Consider the following 16,044-nt stretch of genomic DNA (forward strand, 5'->3'; position numbering starts at 1 on the left):
TTCAGTAAAAATATGACTCTAAAAAAAAGAATCATAAAATATGAAAAAATAAAATGAATAAAGGATTTCAATAATAAAGAGAAATTAGACACCCCATAACAATCAATGATTGAATAAAAAAAAACAAAAATACTAAAAAATAATTTCATTGTGCTACATAATATATAAATATATGGAGTGTTTTTAGATTTTTTTCTTGTAAATAAAGAAAAAATAGAAAACAAACTGTTTACAGGAAACAAAAAAACATATATTTTTAATACAAAAGGAAGATCTGTTTTAAAAAAAATCGTACTGGAAATAATGTGAGCTAAACTAAAACAAAAAATCAATAAATTGTATATTGCAATTTTTTTTATCATAATTAAATAATTTAAAATTACTATTATTTTTCTATGCAAAATATTATTGATGAACTCTCATGGAGAGGTTTAATTAAAAACAAAGTTCCTGGTATAGAAAATCAATTAAAAAAACCTACTACCATGTATATAGGTTTTGATCCTACATCTGATTCTTTGCACTTGGGGAGTCTTTTACCTATTATTATGTTAATTCATTTTCAAAGAAAGGGACACAAATCTTTAGTATTAATTGGTGGAGCGACTGGTTTTATAGGAGATCCTTCTGAAAAGGAAGATCAAAGAATCTTTTTAAGTAAAAAAAATTTGGAAAAAAATACAGAATCTATAAAAAACCAAATATTAAAACTTTTAAAATTTTATTCAGAAAAAATAGAATTATTAAATAATTTTGATTGGATTCGAAATATTTATTTTATAGATTTTATTCGTGAAATAGGAAAATATTTTACTGTAAATCACATGATATCTAAAGATTCTGTAAAAAAAAGAATTCAGAATAAGAAAAACGGAATATCTTTTACTGAATTTTCTTATTCTCTTATACAAGGATATGATTTTTTGTATTTAAACCAAATTAAAAATTGCCAATTGCAAGTTGGGGGATCTGATCAATGGGGAAATATTACGACAGGGATAGAATTAATTCGAAAAAAAACAGGAAAAAAAGCATATGGAATTACTTTTCCTTTAATCATTCAACCTAATGGAATTAAATTTGGAAAAAGCGAAAAAGGAGAAAATATATGGTTAGATGAAAAAAAAACATCTCCATACAAATTTTATCAGTTTTGGATGAATCTATCTGATTTTGAAATTGAAAAATATATCAAAATATATACTTTTTTATCTAAAGAAAAGATTGAAAATTTAATTTTAAAACATAAAAAACATCCAAATAAAAGATTCTTGCAAAGAAAACTAGCTAATGAAATCACTGAATGGGTTCATGGAAATAAAATTTCTAAAAAAATAATAGAAATCACAAATATATTATTTGAAAAAAAAAATGAACCTTTTCAATTTTTGGATGAGAAAACTTTCATCTCTATATATAATCATATTCCACATATGTTTATATCTTGTAAGGAATTTGAAAAAGGAATTTTTTTATTAGATCTTCTAAAAAAAAGTGGATTTTTTTCTTCTAAAAGTGAAGCAAATCGTGCTTTAAAAGCAAATTCAATTCACTTAAATCAAATTCTTGTAAAAGAAAATTTTTTGATCAAAAAAGAAAACATAATAGGAGGAAAATATATTTTGTTTCAATTTGGAAAAAAAGAATTTTTTATTTTAAAAGTTGAATAACTTTAATATCCAAAATTTTTTAATTTTTTGTAATCATACCGCCAATTTTTACACACTTCTACATTCAATTTTAATTGGACCTTTTTTTGAAAAAAAAATTCTATACTTTTTATAGAAAAAAATTTCAATTTTTTAATAGCTTTTCCTTTTTCTCCTATTAATATTCCTTTTTGAGAATGTCGTTCTACATATATATATGAGAATATATATATAAAAGTATTTTTATTTTTAAAAAGTGTTGTATGAATTTCTACGGAATAAGGAATTTCTTTTTTATATAAAAAAAATATTTTTTCTCTAATAATTTCATTAACAAAAAAACGTTCAGATCTATTACTTAAATAATCTTTGGGGTAATAAGGTGGATGTACAGACAATAAAGATATTATCTTATTCATTAATAGATCTTGATTCATACTTTTTAATGCAGATATTGGTAATATTTCTGAATCAGGAACTGATTTATGCCAATGGTTAATGGTATAATATAATATATTTTTTCCGCATTCTGTTCCAATTTTATCTATTTTATTAATCAATATAATAATGGGAATATTCTTATTTTTTTTTTTAATAATGTGATTGAATATTGTAACGTCTTCCAATTTTCCTATTTCTGTAGTGAGCAAAATAATATCGGCATCTTCTAATGATTTTTCTACATATTGCATCATAATTTTTTGCATGGGATAAATAGGATCAATGACACCCGGAGTGTCCGAAAATATAATCTGAAAATCAGATTTATTGATAATACCTAATATTCTATGACGGGTAGTTTGTGGTTTTTTTGTAATGATAGAAAGTTTTTTTCCTACAAGGGAATTCATTAAGGTAGATTTTCCTACATTAGGAGATCCTATAATATTAACAAAACCCGATTTATGAATAATCACTTATATTAGTATGATTTAAATATTAATATTTTCAACTTTTTCTGATTGTCGAAAAACGATTCCTTGTTCCTTGAAAAAATCTATTAAAATTTTATGATTTTTTTTTATTTTTCCTTTTATGATTTCTTTGGAAAGATTATTTAAAATATCATGTTGAATCACTCTTTTTAAAGGTCTAGCTCCAAAATGAGGATCGTATCCTTTTTCCGATAAATATTCTATGGCTTCATTAGTCGATTCTATCGAAATATTTTTTTTATTATGTAGCAATTCTCCTAATTTTTTCATTTGTAGTTTAACAATATCTCTTATTTCTTTTCTAGAAAGAGGTTTAAACAAGATGATTTCATCTATCCGATTAATAAATTCAGGTCTTACAATATTTTTTAATAAATCTATTAAAGCTTTCTTTGTCGCTTCCATTCTATTATAAGAAATTTCTTGTCCCAAATTTTCCTGAATTATATCTGCTCCTATATTGGAAGTCATAATAATAATAGTATTTGTAAAATTTACCGTTCTTCCTTTATTATCAGTTAATCTTCCATCATCCAAAATTTGCAAAAGAATGTTAAAAACATCTGAATGAGCTTTCTCAATTTCATCTAACAAAATAACACTATAAGGACGTCTACGTATAGCTTCTGTTAGTTGTCCACTTTCATCATAACCAACATATCCAGGAGGAGCTCCTATGAATCTACTAACAGAATGACGCTCTTGATATTCACTCATATCTATACGAATCATATTATTTTCATCATCAAACAAATATTCTGCTAAAGTTTTAGCTAATTCCGTTTTTCCTACTCCTGTACTACCCATAAAAAGAAAAGATCCTATAGGTTTTTTTTCATCTTGTAATCCAGCTCTAGAACGTCGTATAGCATCTGCCATAGATTGAATAGCTTCATTTTGTCCTATCACTCTTCTATGTAATTCTTTTTCCAAAAATAATAATTTTTTTCTTTCGCTTTGCAACATTTTAGTCACTGGAATTCCAGTCCATTTAGATACTACTTGAGCTATATTTTCTCTATAAACTTCTTCTTGTATCATTTTTTTTCCTTTATATTCTTGTTTCTTTAATTCATTTTCTAGCGCTTTGACTTCTTTTTCTTTTTCTTTGATTTTTCCATATCTTAATTCTGCTACTCTTCCATAATCCCCTGATCTTTCTGCTTGTTCTGCTTCAAATTTATAACTTTCTATTTTATCTTTAGCTTTTTGGATCCCTTCAACTAAATCCTTTTCATTTTGCCACTGAGCTTGCAATTGCATTTTTTCTTTATTTAATTTATATAATTCTGTTTTTAAAGGAATTAATTGTTTTTCATCATTTTCTCTTTTTAAAGCTTCTATTTGTATTTCCATATGCATAATTTTTCTATGTAATACATCCAATTCTTCTGGTTTTGAATTTATTTCCATTCTTAATTTGGATGCCGCTTCATCTACAAGATCAATGGCTTTATCTGGTAAAAAACGTTCATTAATATAACGTTTAGACAATTCTACTGCAGCTATTATAGATTCATCTTTGATTCTGACTTTATGATGACTTTCATATTTTTCTTTAATTCCACGTAATATAGATATTGCATCAGAAATAGAAGGTTCATTTACGTATACTTGTTGAAATCTTCTTTCTAAAGCTTTATCTATTCTGAAATATTTTTGATATTCATTTAAAGTTGTAGCTCCTATAGCTCTAAGTTCTCCTCTAGCTAATGCTGGTTTTAAAATATTAGCGGCATCCATAGCCCCTTCACCTCCTCCTGCACCAACTAAAGTATGAATTTCATCAATAAATAAAATAATTTCTCCATCTGAAGATGTTACTTCTTTTACGACGGCTTTCAGTCTTTCTTCAAACTCTCCCTTATATTTAGCTCCTGCAATGATAGAAGCCATATCTAAAGAAAATACTTGTTTATTTTTTAAATTATCTGGAATATCTCCACTAATAATACGATGAGCTAAACCTTCAGCAATAGCTGTTTTTCCTACTCCTGCTTCTCCTATCAAAATGGGATTGTTTTTTGTTCTTCTAGATAATATTTGTAGAACCCTACGGATTTCTTCATCACGTCCAATAACAGGATCTAATTTTCCTTTATAAGCCCATTCATTAAGATTTTTGGCATATTTATCCAAAGCATTATAAATATTTTCTGCTGTAGGAGAAATGACTTTTCCGTTTTTTTTTCTTATATCTTCAATAATTTCTTTTATTTTTTTCTCCGTGATTCCTTGATCTTTCAATAATTGCGAAGTAAAATCAAAACTCATAAAAATTCCATAAAAAATATGTTCTATAGAGATAAATTTATCTGTTAATGTATGAGCATAATTTTCTGCAATACTCAACATTTTTGTTACATGTGAACTGAAATGTAAAGCCAAAGGGCCACTGCTAAGGATTTTTGGATAAGAAGAAATTATACGATCTAATCCGATAATTATTGATTGAGAATCAAGTTTTAATTTTTTTAAAAGAAAAGGAATTATATTTTCTTCAATTTCTAACATTGATTTTAAAATGTGTGCATTTTCTATAGATTGTTGACTATTTTTTAACGCAATATGTTGTGCTTTTTGTATTACCTCCTGTGATTTGATCGTAAACTTATTATAATCCATATAAAAATGAAATTTTTATAATATAAAACAATTTGTAATCAGATTCGTTATTAAAATAAATTATTTCAAAATATTTATTTTCGCACCATGATAAAAAAAGAAGAAATTCAATCTATTTCAGAAAGAATTCATAGAATTTATGATATTCTAAAAATAGATCAGATTAAGAAACATATAAATGAAGAACAAGAAAAAATATCCAATCCTAATTTTTGGAAAGATTATAATAAAAAATCTAGAAATTTTATAAAAGAAATGCATGAAATGAAAACATGTATAAGAGATTTTACAGAATTAAAAAATGCTTTTGAAGAATTAGAAATAATATTTTCTATTTCCAAAGAACAAAATTTAGAAAAAGAATTTGAAATTCAATTATATAAAACAAAAAAATTACTCTCAAATATAGAATTCAAAAATATTTTTTCAAAAAAAGAAGATTCTTTTAATGCAATATTACAAATCTCTTCTGGAGCTGGAGGAACTGAAAGCTGTGATTGGACTTTCATGTTAATGAGAATGTATTCCATGTGGGCAGAAAAAAAAAATTTTTTGGTGAAAAAAATTCATTATGTTTCTGGAGATGTTACTGGAATGAAATCTGTTACTTTAGAAATCAATGGTATTTATGCTTTTGGATATTTGAAAGGAGAAAATGGAGTACATAGATTAATCAGAATCTCTCCATTTGATAGTAATTCAAAACGTCATACTTCTTTTTCTTCTGTATATGTTTATCCCATGATCAACGAAAATATTGATATAGATATTAAAATATCAGATATACAATGGGAAACTTTTCGTTCTAGTGGAGCAGGAGGTCAAAATGTAAATAAAGTAGAAACAGGAGTAAGATTACGTCATAATCCTACAGGAATTACTATAGTAAATACAGAATCCAGATCTCAAATACAAAACCGACAAAAAGCTTTTCAAATATTAAAATCCAGATTATATGAAATGGAAATCATTAAAAAAAATGAAAAAAAAGAAATAATAGAATCCAAAAAAAAGAAAATAGAATGGGGATCTCAAATTCGAAATTATATTATGCATCCTTACAAATTAGTAAAAGATTTAAGAACAGGTTATGAAACTACGAAAATACAATCTGTAATGGACGGAGAAATAGACATTTTTTTAAAAAATTTTTTATATAAAATGAAAATATAGAAATACAAGTTAATTATTTATATTCAATTTCAATGAAAATCCGTTATGTTGATCTTATAGATCAAACTTTTGATTTTCCCACTGAGGAATTTTCTATAAAAAATAATCTTTTAGAATTTCACGGAATTCCATTAATGGATCTTATTAAAAAATATGGAACTCCATTAAAATTTACATATTTACCAAAAATATCTCAAAATATACGAAAAGCTAAAACATGGTTTGAAAAAGCTATTGATTCCAATCAATATAACAATAAATATACTTATTGTTATTGTACAAAAAGCTCTCATTTTTCCTTTGTCTTAGAAGAAGCTTTAAAAAACAATATTAGTATTGAAACTTCATATGCTTATGATATAGAAATTGTGAAAAGCCTTTATCGAAAAGGGAAAACTACTAAAAATATTGAAATTATATGCAATGGATTTAAAACAAAAAATTATATTGAAAATATATCAGAACTTATTAATAACGGATTCTGTAATACCATACCAATATTAGACAATTCCGATGAATTAGAAAAACTAAGTTTAGTCATTCATTCTCCTTTTAAATTAGGAATACGTATTGCTTCTGAAGAAGAACCAAAATTTGAATTTTATACTTCTAGGTTAGGAATTGGATATAAAGATATTATTGTTTTTTACTTAAACAAAATAAAAAATAATCCTCAAGTAAAATTAAAAATGTTACACTTTTTTATAAATACAGGAATCAAAGATACTGCTTATTATTGGAATGAACTTTTCAAGTGTTTGCATATTTATGCTAGATTGAAAAAAATTGCACCAGAATTAGAAATTTTAAATATAGGAGGAGGGTTTCCCATCAAAACATCCATGTCTTTTAAGTATGATTATGAATACATGACCAACGAAATTGTTTATCAAATAAAAAAATTTTGTCAAAAAGAAAATATTTCGGACCCCCATATTTATACAGAATTTGGAGCTTATACAGTAGGAGAAAGTGGAGGAATTTTATATAAAATTCTTAATCAAAAACGTCAGAATGATAGAGAAAAATGGAATATGATAGATAGTTCTTTCATGACTACACTTCCTGATACTTGGGCAATCAGTCGTAGATTTATTATGATGGCAATTAATCGTTGGAATGATTGTTATGAAAGAGTTTTTTTAGGAGGATTAACATGTGATAGTGATGATTATTATAATTCAGAACAACATATGAATGCAATATATCTTCCTTGTTTTCATCAAAAAATTCCGCTTTATATTGGATTTTTCAATACTGGAGCTTATCAAGATACAATTAGTGGATATGGTGGAGTACATCATTGTTTAATCCCTCAACCAATTCATGTATTGATAGATCATGACAAAGAAAAAAATTTTGTATATAAAATATTTCGTCTATCACAAAGTCCAGAAGAAATTTTAAAAATATTGGGTTATTGAAATCAAATCAAAAAAAAACTTTTGCAGGTATTTCTAAAAAGTATACAACACTTGATAAATCTGAAACGGTACTTATTCCAGTTCCATATGATTATACTCAAACATGGAAAAAGGGATCTAAAAAAGGGCCTAAAGCTTTTTTATCTGCAGCAGAACACATGGAATTATATGATATTGAAACCAATTCAGAAGTATATAAAAAAGGAATTTTCCTTGTTCCTTCTATTATTAATTCTTCAATTTCTATAAAAAAAATGATTGAAAAAGTATATAATACTACAAAAAAATATCTTTCTAAAGAAAAATTCATTACCCTTATAGGAGGAGATCATTCAATATCAATAGGTAGTATTCGAGCTTTTGGAGAAAAATACACGAATTTAAGTATTCTTCATATGGACGCACATACAGATTTGCGTCCTATATACAAAGGAAGTCCTTATAATCATGCTTGTTCTATGCATGAAGCCTCTCAAAAACATCCTTTAATACAAATAGGAATTCGTAGCATGGATATAGTAGAGAAAAAATATCTTCAAAAAGGAAACGTATTTTATATGCACGAGATTTATAAAAATGATTCATGGATGCATGATGCTGTTCATAAATTGTCTAAAAACGTATTCATTAGTATAGATATAGATGTTTTTGATCCTAGCATTGCTCCTTCTACAGGGACTCCAGAGCCAGGAGGTTTATTTTGGTATACAGCTTTAAAATTTTTTAAAAAAGTTTTTAAAAATAAAAATGTAATAGGATTTGATATAGTGGAACTTTTACCTAATCAAAAAGAATCTTCTACAGATTTTTTAGCAGCCAAACTTTATTATAAATTATTATCATATAAGTATACAGAAATGTCAATTCATTCATAAAAGAATATGAATCAAAAAATTATTATAGCTATAGATGGATATTCTTCATCCGGAAAAAGTACTTTAGCAAAAGCTATTTCTAAAAAACTAAAATATAAATATATAGATAGTGGGGCAATGTATAGAAGCGTAGCTTTATTTGCTATTCGAAAAAAGATTTTTGATAGTGATTCGTGGAATATACGAAATTTTATTCCTCTTTTGAAAGAAATAAATTTAAAATTTAAATGGAATCAAAAATATAATAGAACAGATATTTTTTTAAATGAGGAAAATATTCAATCTAAGATTAGGTCAGAACAAGTTGAATCTAAAGTCAGTTTCATCTCTCAATTTCCAGAAATTAGAGAAAAGTTAACTCTTATACAAAGACATCTTGGAGAAGAAAAAGGAATCGTTGTAGATGGAAGAGACGTAGGAAATTATGTATTTCCTAAATCAGAATTAAAAATATTTATGAAAGGATCTATAGAAATTCGTTCTTACAGAAGATATCAAGATTTAAAAAATAGAGGAAAAAAAGTCTCTTATGAAGAAGTGAAAAAAAATCTAATTCATAGAGATATAATGGATACTTCACGAAATATTTCTCCACTCAAAAAATCTATAGATTCTATAGAAATAGATAACACTTTTTTAAGTATAGAAAAACAATTAAATCTCATCTTTCAATTAATAAAAAAAATAACCGATCATACATATGAAACTATTAAATGAAAAAATAGCTGTAGTTACAGGAGGTTCAGGAGATATAGGTCTATCTATAGTCAAAACTTTTGTACAACATGGAGCTCATGTTATTTTTACATTTTGTTCCTCCATAAAGGAAGCAAAAAAAATAGAATTTGAATTTCAAGATGTAGTTGAAGCATATAAAATAGATATTTCAGATTTCAATTCATCAGAAAATTTAGTGAAAAAAGTAATAAAAAAATATGGGAGGTTAGATATATTAGTGAACAATGCAGGAATTATAAAAGATAATTTTTTGCTTAAAATATCCAAAAAAGATTGGGATGATGTTATTAAAACTAATCTATATTCTGTATTTAATTTAACGAAACATGCTATTCATCCTATGATGAAACAAAAGAAAGGAAGCATTATTAATATGAGTTCCGTTATAGGATTAACGGGGAACATTGGCCAATCTAATTATGCAGCATCTAAAGCAGGAATTATTGGATTCACAAAATCAATAGCCAGAGAATTAGGAAAAAAAAATATTCGTTGTAATGCCATAGCACCTGGATATATAGTAACAAAAATGAATTCTCATTTTCAATCTAAAATCAAAGAGAATTGGATAAGAAACATTCCATTAAAAAGAGCAGGAACCCCTCAAGAGGTAGCGAACTCTACTTTGTTTCTTGCTTCGGATCTATCAAATTATATTACCGGTACTGTGTTAAATGTAAATGGAGGATTAATTTAAATAATCATAATAATTAATGTATTCAAGTAAAAAAATTGTACAAAGTTTAGGAATTATTTTAAAAGCAAAATCTATATTTAATATCATCATTTCTCCAGGATCTAGAAATGCTCCAATTATTATACATTTTACTCAACATAAAGATTTTAAAACTTATAGTATTGTAGATGAAAGATGTGCAGGTTTTTTTGCTTTAGGAATAGCTCAACAAATAAGAAAACCTGTAGTCATTAGTTGTACTTCTGGTTCTGCAGTTGTTAATTATTATCCTGCCATTACAGAGTCTTTTTATCAAAGTATCCCACTTATTTTAGTGACTGCAGATAGACCAAAAGAAATTATAGATATATTTGAAGGACAATCCATTCATCAGGAAAATATTTTTCAAGAACATGTAGAAACTTCTGTTCAATTAACAGAAGATGAATCTGAATCAGGAATATGGTATAATGATCTATTGATGAATGAATCAATCAACAAATGTATTTCTAAAAGTAAACCTATTCATATTAATATTCCATTTTCAGAGCCCCTTTATGATACTACAAATCATTTACAAGTAAAACCTAAGATTATAAAAACCATACCTGTTAAAAATTATGTTGAAACATATGATTATAAAAAAGAACAGTATATATGGAAAAAATATGAAAAGAAAATGATCCTGTTAGGATTATATTATACAGGAAAAAATACGGAAAAAATTTTAAGAAAATTAAGCTTGGATCCTTCCATTGTCATTTTTACAGAAACAACGTCTCATGTCTATGGACAAAATTTTTTTTCAAGTATAGATCAACTTATTTTTAATATGAATCCTAGAGAATGGATGAATTTTAAACCTCATATTTTATTAACTATTGGTATCAATATTATATCCAAAAGAATAAAATTTCTTTTAAGAAAATATCCTCCAATATATCATTGGCATATAGGAGAGCATTATGAGAATTATCCGGATACCTATTATAAACTAACAACTTATTGGCCTATCAATCCAGAATTTTTTTTAAAAATTTTTCATAATTTTAATAATATATTTATTCCTTCTTCAAATTACAGGAAAAAATGGGAAAAATTGAAAAAAGAAAAAATAAAAAAACATAAATTTTTTTTCAAAAAAGAAAAAAGTTTTTCAGATTTAAACGTTTTATTCTCCGTATTCAAAGCCATACCCAATCATACTATTTTACAATTAGGAAATAGTATGATTATAAGATATTATCAACTTTTTGATGAAAAAAAATATTCTATTAAATCCTATTGTAATCGTGGGACTTCAGGAATAGATGGATGTGTTTCAACTGCTATAGGTTCTGCTACAATAAGAAAAAAAACTGTAACATTAATTGTTGGAGACATAAGTTTTTTTTATGATAGTAATGCTTTATGGAATAATTATATTCCAAAAAATTTTCGTATTATACTTATTAATAATGGAGGGGGAAATATTTTTAGATTCATTTCAGAAAAAAATCTTCCTGAAAGGATATTTCATTTTTTTGAAACAAAACATATTTTTTCTGCAAAAAAAATATGCGAAATGTATCATTGGAAATACGAAGAAGCATCCGATACGGATACTTTAAAAAATAGTTTATCATGTTTTTGGAAAAAAACAAATCAACCTTGTTTATTGGAAATAAATACTAAAAAATCTAATAATGATCAAATTTTGAAAAAATATTTATCTTATTTATCCTGATTTTAATAAAAAAAACAAAAAACATCCCATAAGGCTTTAATTCTTGCAAAAATTTCTCTAAGTTGTATTTTTCTATCAAAAGTCAGGCTTTTAGCATTAAATCCAATCACATCTAGGCCCAAACAATTTCCAATAAAAATAGCTCTTTCATTATGAAATTTTTGAGATATAATCGTAAATTTTTTTTGATGAAAAATTTTATGAACTCTTACAATAGAATGCAAAGTGCTAATTCCATAAAAATCTTCATATATAAAATGAGAAGGAATTCCTTTTTTAATTAATTCCTTTTTCATCATTTTTGGTTCATTATAATTTTTCTCTCTGTTATCTCCACTTACAATGATATAACGTATTTTTTTATGATGAAAAAGAAAATAAGCTGCATCTATTCTATACTTAAAATAAGCGTTAATTCCTCCTCCATGCAAATATTTAGAAGTTCCTAAAACTACACCAAATGTATTATATGGAATATAATTAATAGAATCATAACTTTTTCTTATTGACCAAAAACTTATTCCAAGATAACAGAATACAATAAATGAAATAATAAGGGAAAATATACGTTTTATTTCTAATTAACACATTAACAAAATCTAAAAAGTATCATCTTCTATGACCCATTCGCCTTTTTCTAAAAAAGAATCTATATGTTTGAATTTAATATTTTTAGTTTCTCCCGTAATTAAATGACGAATATTAATTCTATTGTTTCTTCCTAATTTTTTTCCATTTTTTTCTTTCATAACAAAATTGTTTGTAAAATGATTTTTATTTTTTGGAAAGCACAAAATATCTCCTATTAGAATAGTGGATTTAAGTAAAAAAGAAATAATTCTTTTATTTATATCATAAACCCTTTCTTGAAACAAATTAAAAGCATTTTGTTTATAAACAATAAGAGGATCTTTTTGTTCAAAAACAGCATTTTGTACAGAATATCGCAACCCATCCATTTCACGTAGGTGTTCTTTCCATTTTTCATCCATAAAACATAATATAGTCTTTTTTTCAAATATGGATAATAAAGATTTTCCTTTTGTATCATGGAATTCTTTCAAATTTGATACGGAAACTATATTTTGATATCCATCTGTTAAAACAACCCGAATTTGATAAAATTCATGATTTTGATTTACCATATTAGAATTAGATATAATAGGTTTTATATCATGATCAATCATTTTTTTCTTCTTTTTTTCATAACAATTAATAATTATATCATGAAGTTTGTTTACACAATCACGTTCTTTATAAGATAAGAATTCATCTTCTTGTATGGGAAATTTAATACCAAAAGTTTGAATAAATTCATACTCAAAATTTTTGAAATCATTGATAGACTGATTGATATTCATCATGATATCTAATAAAATATAGACCATATTAGAAATATCTAAACTTAATTCATTTCCACATAATGCATTTTTTCGTTTTTTGTATATGAACTCTCTTTGTTGATTAATAACATCATCATAGTCTAATAAACGTTTTCGTATACTGAAGTTGTTCTCCTCTATTTTTTTTTGTGCTTTTTCAATAGATCTGGTTAACAAAGGATGTTGTATGATGTCTCCTTCTTTATGTCCAAATCGATCCATTAGTTTAGAAAGTCTTTCCGAATCAATAAATAAACGAATTAAATTGTCTTCTAAAGACACATAAAACTGAGAACTACCTGGATCTCCTTGACGACCAGATCTTCCCCTTAATTGATTATCAACTCTTCTAGAATCATGTCTTTCCGTCCCTAAAACGGATAATCCTCCATTTTTAATAACTTCTTTTGATAGTTTAATATCAGTACCACGACCGGCCATATTAGTTGCTATAGTAACAGAACTAGGAAATCCTGCTTTTGCTATGATTTCCGCCTCTTTTTCATGTAATTTTGCATTTAAAACATTATGTGGAATTTTCATAAAATTTAAAGCTCTACTTAAAAATTCTGAAATTTCAACAGAAGTCGTTCCAACGAGAACGGGCCGCTTTTCATTTTTAGATAAAAAAATAATTTTTTCTATAACAGCATTATACTTTTCTCGTTGAGTTTTAAAAACAAAATCTTGAAAATCTTTTCTTTGTATTTTCTTATGTGTCGGAATGACTACTACATCTAATTTATAAATATGCCAAAATTCTCCAGATTCTGTCTCTGCTGTACCTGTCATTCCAGATATTTTCCGATACATTCTAAAATAATTTTGTAAAGTTATTGTAGCAAGAGTCTGACTGGAAGATTCTATTTGAACATTTTCTTTTGCTTCTATAGCTTGATGTAAGCCATCAGAATAACGTCTTCCTTCCATTATACGACCAGTTTGTTCATCTACTATTTTTACTTTTCCCCCTAAAACAACATAGTCCACATCTTTTTCAAATAAAGTAAAAGCTTTAAGTAATTGATTTATAGTATGAATTCTTTGTGATTTGAGAGAAAAATTTTTCAAAAGTTCCTCCTTTTTTTTTGTTTCTTTTTCTTTTGAAAAATTTTGTTTTTCTACTTCAGTCAATTCCAGATTCACATCTGGTAAAACAAAAAAGCCTATATCTTTCACATTTTTTGATAGGAATTCAATTCCTTTATCTGTTAATTCTACCGTATTATTTTTTTCATCAATGACAAAATAAAGATCTTTATCCACTTTATAGATTTCTCTTCCATAATCTTGCAAATACTGACTTTCCGTTTTTTGTAGAATCAAACGAACATTATCTTCACTCAAAAATTTTATTAAAGATTTTTTTTTAGGTAAACCACGATATGCTTGAAATAATTTAAATCCACCTAATTTTTTCTCTCCATTCTTGATTAAATTCTTTGCTTCATGTAAAAAATTTTTGACTATAACATTTTGTTGATTGACTAAAGTTTTTACTTTTTCTCTAAATAATTCAAATTCTTCTTTATTATCTTTTTTAGGATCAACAGGCCCAGATATAATCAAAGGAGTACGTGCTTCATCTATCAAGACAGAATCAATTTCATCTATAATAGCATAATTCAATTCTCTCTGAACTAACTCTTCTTTAGAACAAGCCATATTATCGCGTAAATAATCAAACCCAAATTCATTGTTTGTTCCATAAGTAATATCTGCTTGATAAGCTTTTTTACGCATATATACATCAGAAGATGAGTAGTTATCAATACAATCAACTTTTAATCCATGAAATTCCATTAAAGGAGCCATCCAACTTGTATCTCTTCTAGATAAATAATTATTTACTGTAACGATATGCACTCCTCTTCCAGATAAAGCATTTAAATAAGCAGATAAAGTTGCTACAAAAGTTTTTCCTTCCCCCGTAGCCATTTCAGCAATTTTTCCCTGGTGTAAAACCACACCTCCCATAAGCTGAACATCATAATGAACCATATCCCAAATTATGCTTTTTCCATATGCATTCCATTCATTTTTCCAAATTGCTTGATTTCCGTTCAGATGAACATAAGACTTTGTTTTTGACAATTCTTCATCAAAAGAAGTAGATGTCACAATTAGTTGTTTTTTTTCTTTTAAACGCTTAGCTGTTTCTTTAATGATAGCGTAAGCAGGAGGTAAAATATTTATTAATACTTTTTGCTCAATTTTGTAACATTCTTCTTTAATATTTTCTATATTTGAATAGATTTTTTCTAAAACATTAATAGAACAAAATTTTTCTTGTATTTTACTCAGTAATCTTTTTTCTTTTTCATAAAACTTTCTTGTAGATTTTTGGATTAAATTTTTAAAATCTTGAGTTTTATTTCTTAATTCATCATCAGATAATAAAAATATTTTTTTTTCTTCTTTTTTGATTTCAACCAAAAATTTTCTAATCCCTTTTAGGTCTCTATCATTTTTATTTACTAATAATTTATTTAAAACTTTTCTGATAAAACTCATTCAACTAAAAAATATATTATATATATGATTTCATAACAAAAAAATAAGATATTTAAAGTTCATATTCATCTCTATTCCAATAAAAATCTTCGTCATCACGTGGATAATCCGCCCATATATCTTCTATAGAGTCAAAAACTTCTCCATCTCCATTTTCTAATTGTTGAAGATTTTCAACTACCTCTAAAGGAGCTCCAGTTCGAATAGCAAAATCAATCAATTCTTCCTTTGTTGCAGGCCAAGGGGCATCTTCTAAATGAGAAGCTAATTCTAAAGTCCAATACATAATATTTTAATTATTAAAAGATCAAAAAATAATATTTTATT

12 protein-coding genes are annotated in these 16,044 nt (G+C 25.9%); 7 read left to right on the forward strand and 5 right to left on the reverse strand.

All coding sequences use genetic code 11. From position 1 onward, the window contains the following. Window positions 1-395 precede the first annotated feature (395 nt). Entirely contained in the window at window positions 396-1,670 is a 1,275-nt protein-coding gene (gene tyrS, locus BPAA_RS02835) for a tyrosine--tRNA ligase (RefSeq protein ID WP_015430155.1), read from the forward strand. Between the two features lie 2 nt (window positions 1,671-1,672). Here the strand turns inward: tyrS and era are convergent, their stop codons facing one another. After that, window positions 1,673-2,560: a GTPase Era gene (era, locus tag BPAA_RS02840; protein WP_051048863.1), complete on the reverse strand. Its 888-nt coding sequence runs from the start codon at window positions 2,558-2,560 to the stop codon at window positions 1,673-1,675. A 21-nt stretch (window positions 2,561-2,581) separates the two neighbouring features. Then, window positions 2,582-5,209, reverse strand: coding sequence for an ATP-dependent chaperone ClpB (gene clpB / locus BPAA_RS02845; protein ID WP_015430157.1), 2,628 nt, complete (start codon window positions 5,207-5,209; stop codon window positions 2,582-2,584). An 87-nt stretch (window positions 5,210-5,296) separates the two neighbouring features. Between clpB and prfB the strand changes: the two genes are divergently transcribed. Genes prfB through menD form a run of 6 tightly spaced genes read left to right on the forward strand, consistent with a single transcriptional unit; the run spans window position 5,297 to window position 11,821 of the window. After that, window positions 5,297-6,382, forward strand: a complete 1,086-nt coding sequence (gene prfB, locus BPAA_RS02850) for a peptide chain release factor 2 (protein WP_015430158.1) — start codon at window positions 5,297-5,299, stop codon at window positions 6,380-6,382. A 32-nt stretch (window positions 6,383-6,414) separates the two neighbouring features. Then, window positions 6,415-7,806 (forward strand): type III PLP-dependent enzyme domain-containing protein, encoded by a 1,392-nt coding sequence (locus tag BPAA_RS02855; RefSeq protein ID WP_015430159.1) that lies wholly within the window; start codon window positions 6,415-6,417, stop codon window positions 7,804-7,806. Continuing rightward, complete coding sequence (speB, locus tag BPAA_RS02860) at window positions 7,803-8,681, forward strand: agmatinase (protein WP_015430160.1); 879 nt, start codon at window positions 7,803-7,805, stop codon at window positions 8,679-8,681. The genes BPAA_RS02855 and speB overlap by 4 nt, the downstream gene beginning before the upstream one ends. A gap of 6 nt (window positions 8,682-8,687) precedes the next feature. After that, a complete protein-coding gene (gene cmk / locus BPAA_RS02865) occupies window positions 8,688-9,398 on the forward strand; it encodes a (d)CMP kinase (protein ID WP_015430161.1) in 711 nt (236 codons plus the stop codon). Next, window positions 9,382-10,116 (forward strand): 3-oxoacyl-[acyl-carrier-protein] reductase, encoded by a 735-nt coding sequence (gene fabG, locus BPAA_RS02870; RefSeq protein WP_015430162.1) that lies wholly within the window; start codon window positions 9,382-9,384, stop codon window positions 10,114-10,116. Before cmk ends, fabG begins: the two co-directional genes overlap by 17 nt. Before the next feature lie 16 nt (window positions 10,117-10,132). Next, entirely contained in the window at window positions 10,133-11,821 is a 1,689-nt protein-coding gene (gene menD, locus BPAA_RS02875; RefSeq protein WP_015430163.1) for a 2-succinyl-5-enolpyruvyl-6-hydroxy-3-cyclohexene-1-carboxylic-acid synthase, read from the forward strand. A 2-nt stretch (window positions 11,822-11,823) separates the two neighbouring features. Here the strand turns inward: menD and BPAA_RS02880 are convergent, their stop codons facing one another. The 3 genes from BPAA_RS02880 to BPAA_RS02890 all read right to left on the reverse strand — a co-directional run bounded on the left by BPAA_RS02880 (window position 11,824) and on the right by BPAA_RS02890 (window position 16,003). Then, window positions 11,824-12,252, reverse strand: coding sequence for a SanA/YdcF family protein (locus BPAA_RS02880; RefSeq protein WP_023469971.1), 429 nt, complete (start codon window positions 12,250-12,252; stop codon window positions 11,824-11,826). Window positions 12,253-12,420: 168 nt separating this feature from the next. Continuing rightward, complete coding sequence (gene secA / locus BPAA_RS02885) at window positions 12,421-15,717, reverse strand: preprotein translocase subunit SecA (protein WP_015430165.1); 3,297 nt, start codon at window positions 15,715-15,717, stop codon at window positions 12,421-12,423. A 52-nt stretch (window positions 15,718-15,769) separates the two neighbouring features. Beyond that, window positions 15,770-16,003 (reverse strand): DUF2795 domain-containing protein, encoded by a 234-nt coding sequence (locus BPAA_RS02890; protein ID WP_015430166.1) that lies wholly within the window; start codon window positions 16,001-16,003, stop codon window positions 15,770-15,772. Window positions 16,004-16,044 lie beyond the last annotated feature (41 nt).

Source organism: Blattabacterium cuenoti BPAA (assembly GCF_000348805.1).
Classification (GTDB): Bacteria; Bacteroidota; Bacteroidia; order Flavobacteriales; family Blattabacteriaceae; genus Blattabacterium; species Blattabacterium cuenoti_B.

What these genes read in the sequence shown, in the direction of transcription:
- menD (WP_015430163.1), top strand. Translation starts at nt 10,133, where the DNA reads ATGTATTCAAGTAAAAAAATTGTACAAAGTTTAGGAATTATTTTAAAA.
- secA (WP_015430165.1), bottom strand. Translation starts at nt 15,717, where the DNA reads ATGAGTTTTATCAGAAAAGTTTTAAATAAATTATTAGTAAATAAAAAT.
- cmk (WP_015430161.1), top strand. Translation starts at nt 8,688, where the DNA reads ATGAATCAAAAAATTATTATAGCTATAGATGGATATTCTTCATCCGGA.
- fabG (WP_015430162.1), top strand. Translation starts at nt 9,382, where the DNA reads ATGAAACTATTAAATGAAAAAATAGCTGTAGTTACAGGAGGTTCAGGA.
- BPAA_RS02855 (WP_015430159.1), top strand. Translation starts at nt 6,415, where the DNA reads ATGAAAATCCGTTATGTTGATCTTATAGATCAAACTTTTGATTTTCCC.
- BPAA_RS02890 (WP_015430166.1), bottom strand. Translation starts at nt 16,003, where the DNA reads ATGTATTGGACTTTAGAATTAGCTTCTCATTTAGAAGATGCCCCTTGG.
- prfB (WP_015430158.1), top strand. Translation starts at nt 5,297, where the DNA reads ATGATAAAAAAAGAAGAAATTCAATCTATTTCAGAAAGAATTCATAGA.
- clpB (WP_015430157.1), bottom strand. Translation starts at nt 5,209, where the DNA reads ATGGATTATAATAAGTTTACGATCAAATCACAGGAGGTAATACAAAAA.
- tyrS (WP_015430155.1), top strand. Translation starts at nt 396, where the DNA reads ATGCAAAATATTATTGATGAACTCTCATGGAGAGGTTTAATTAAAAAC.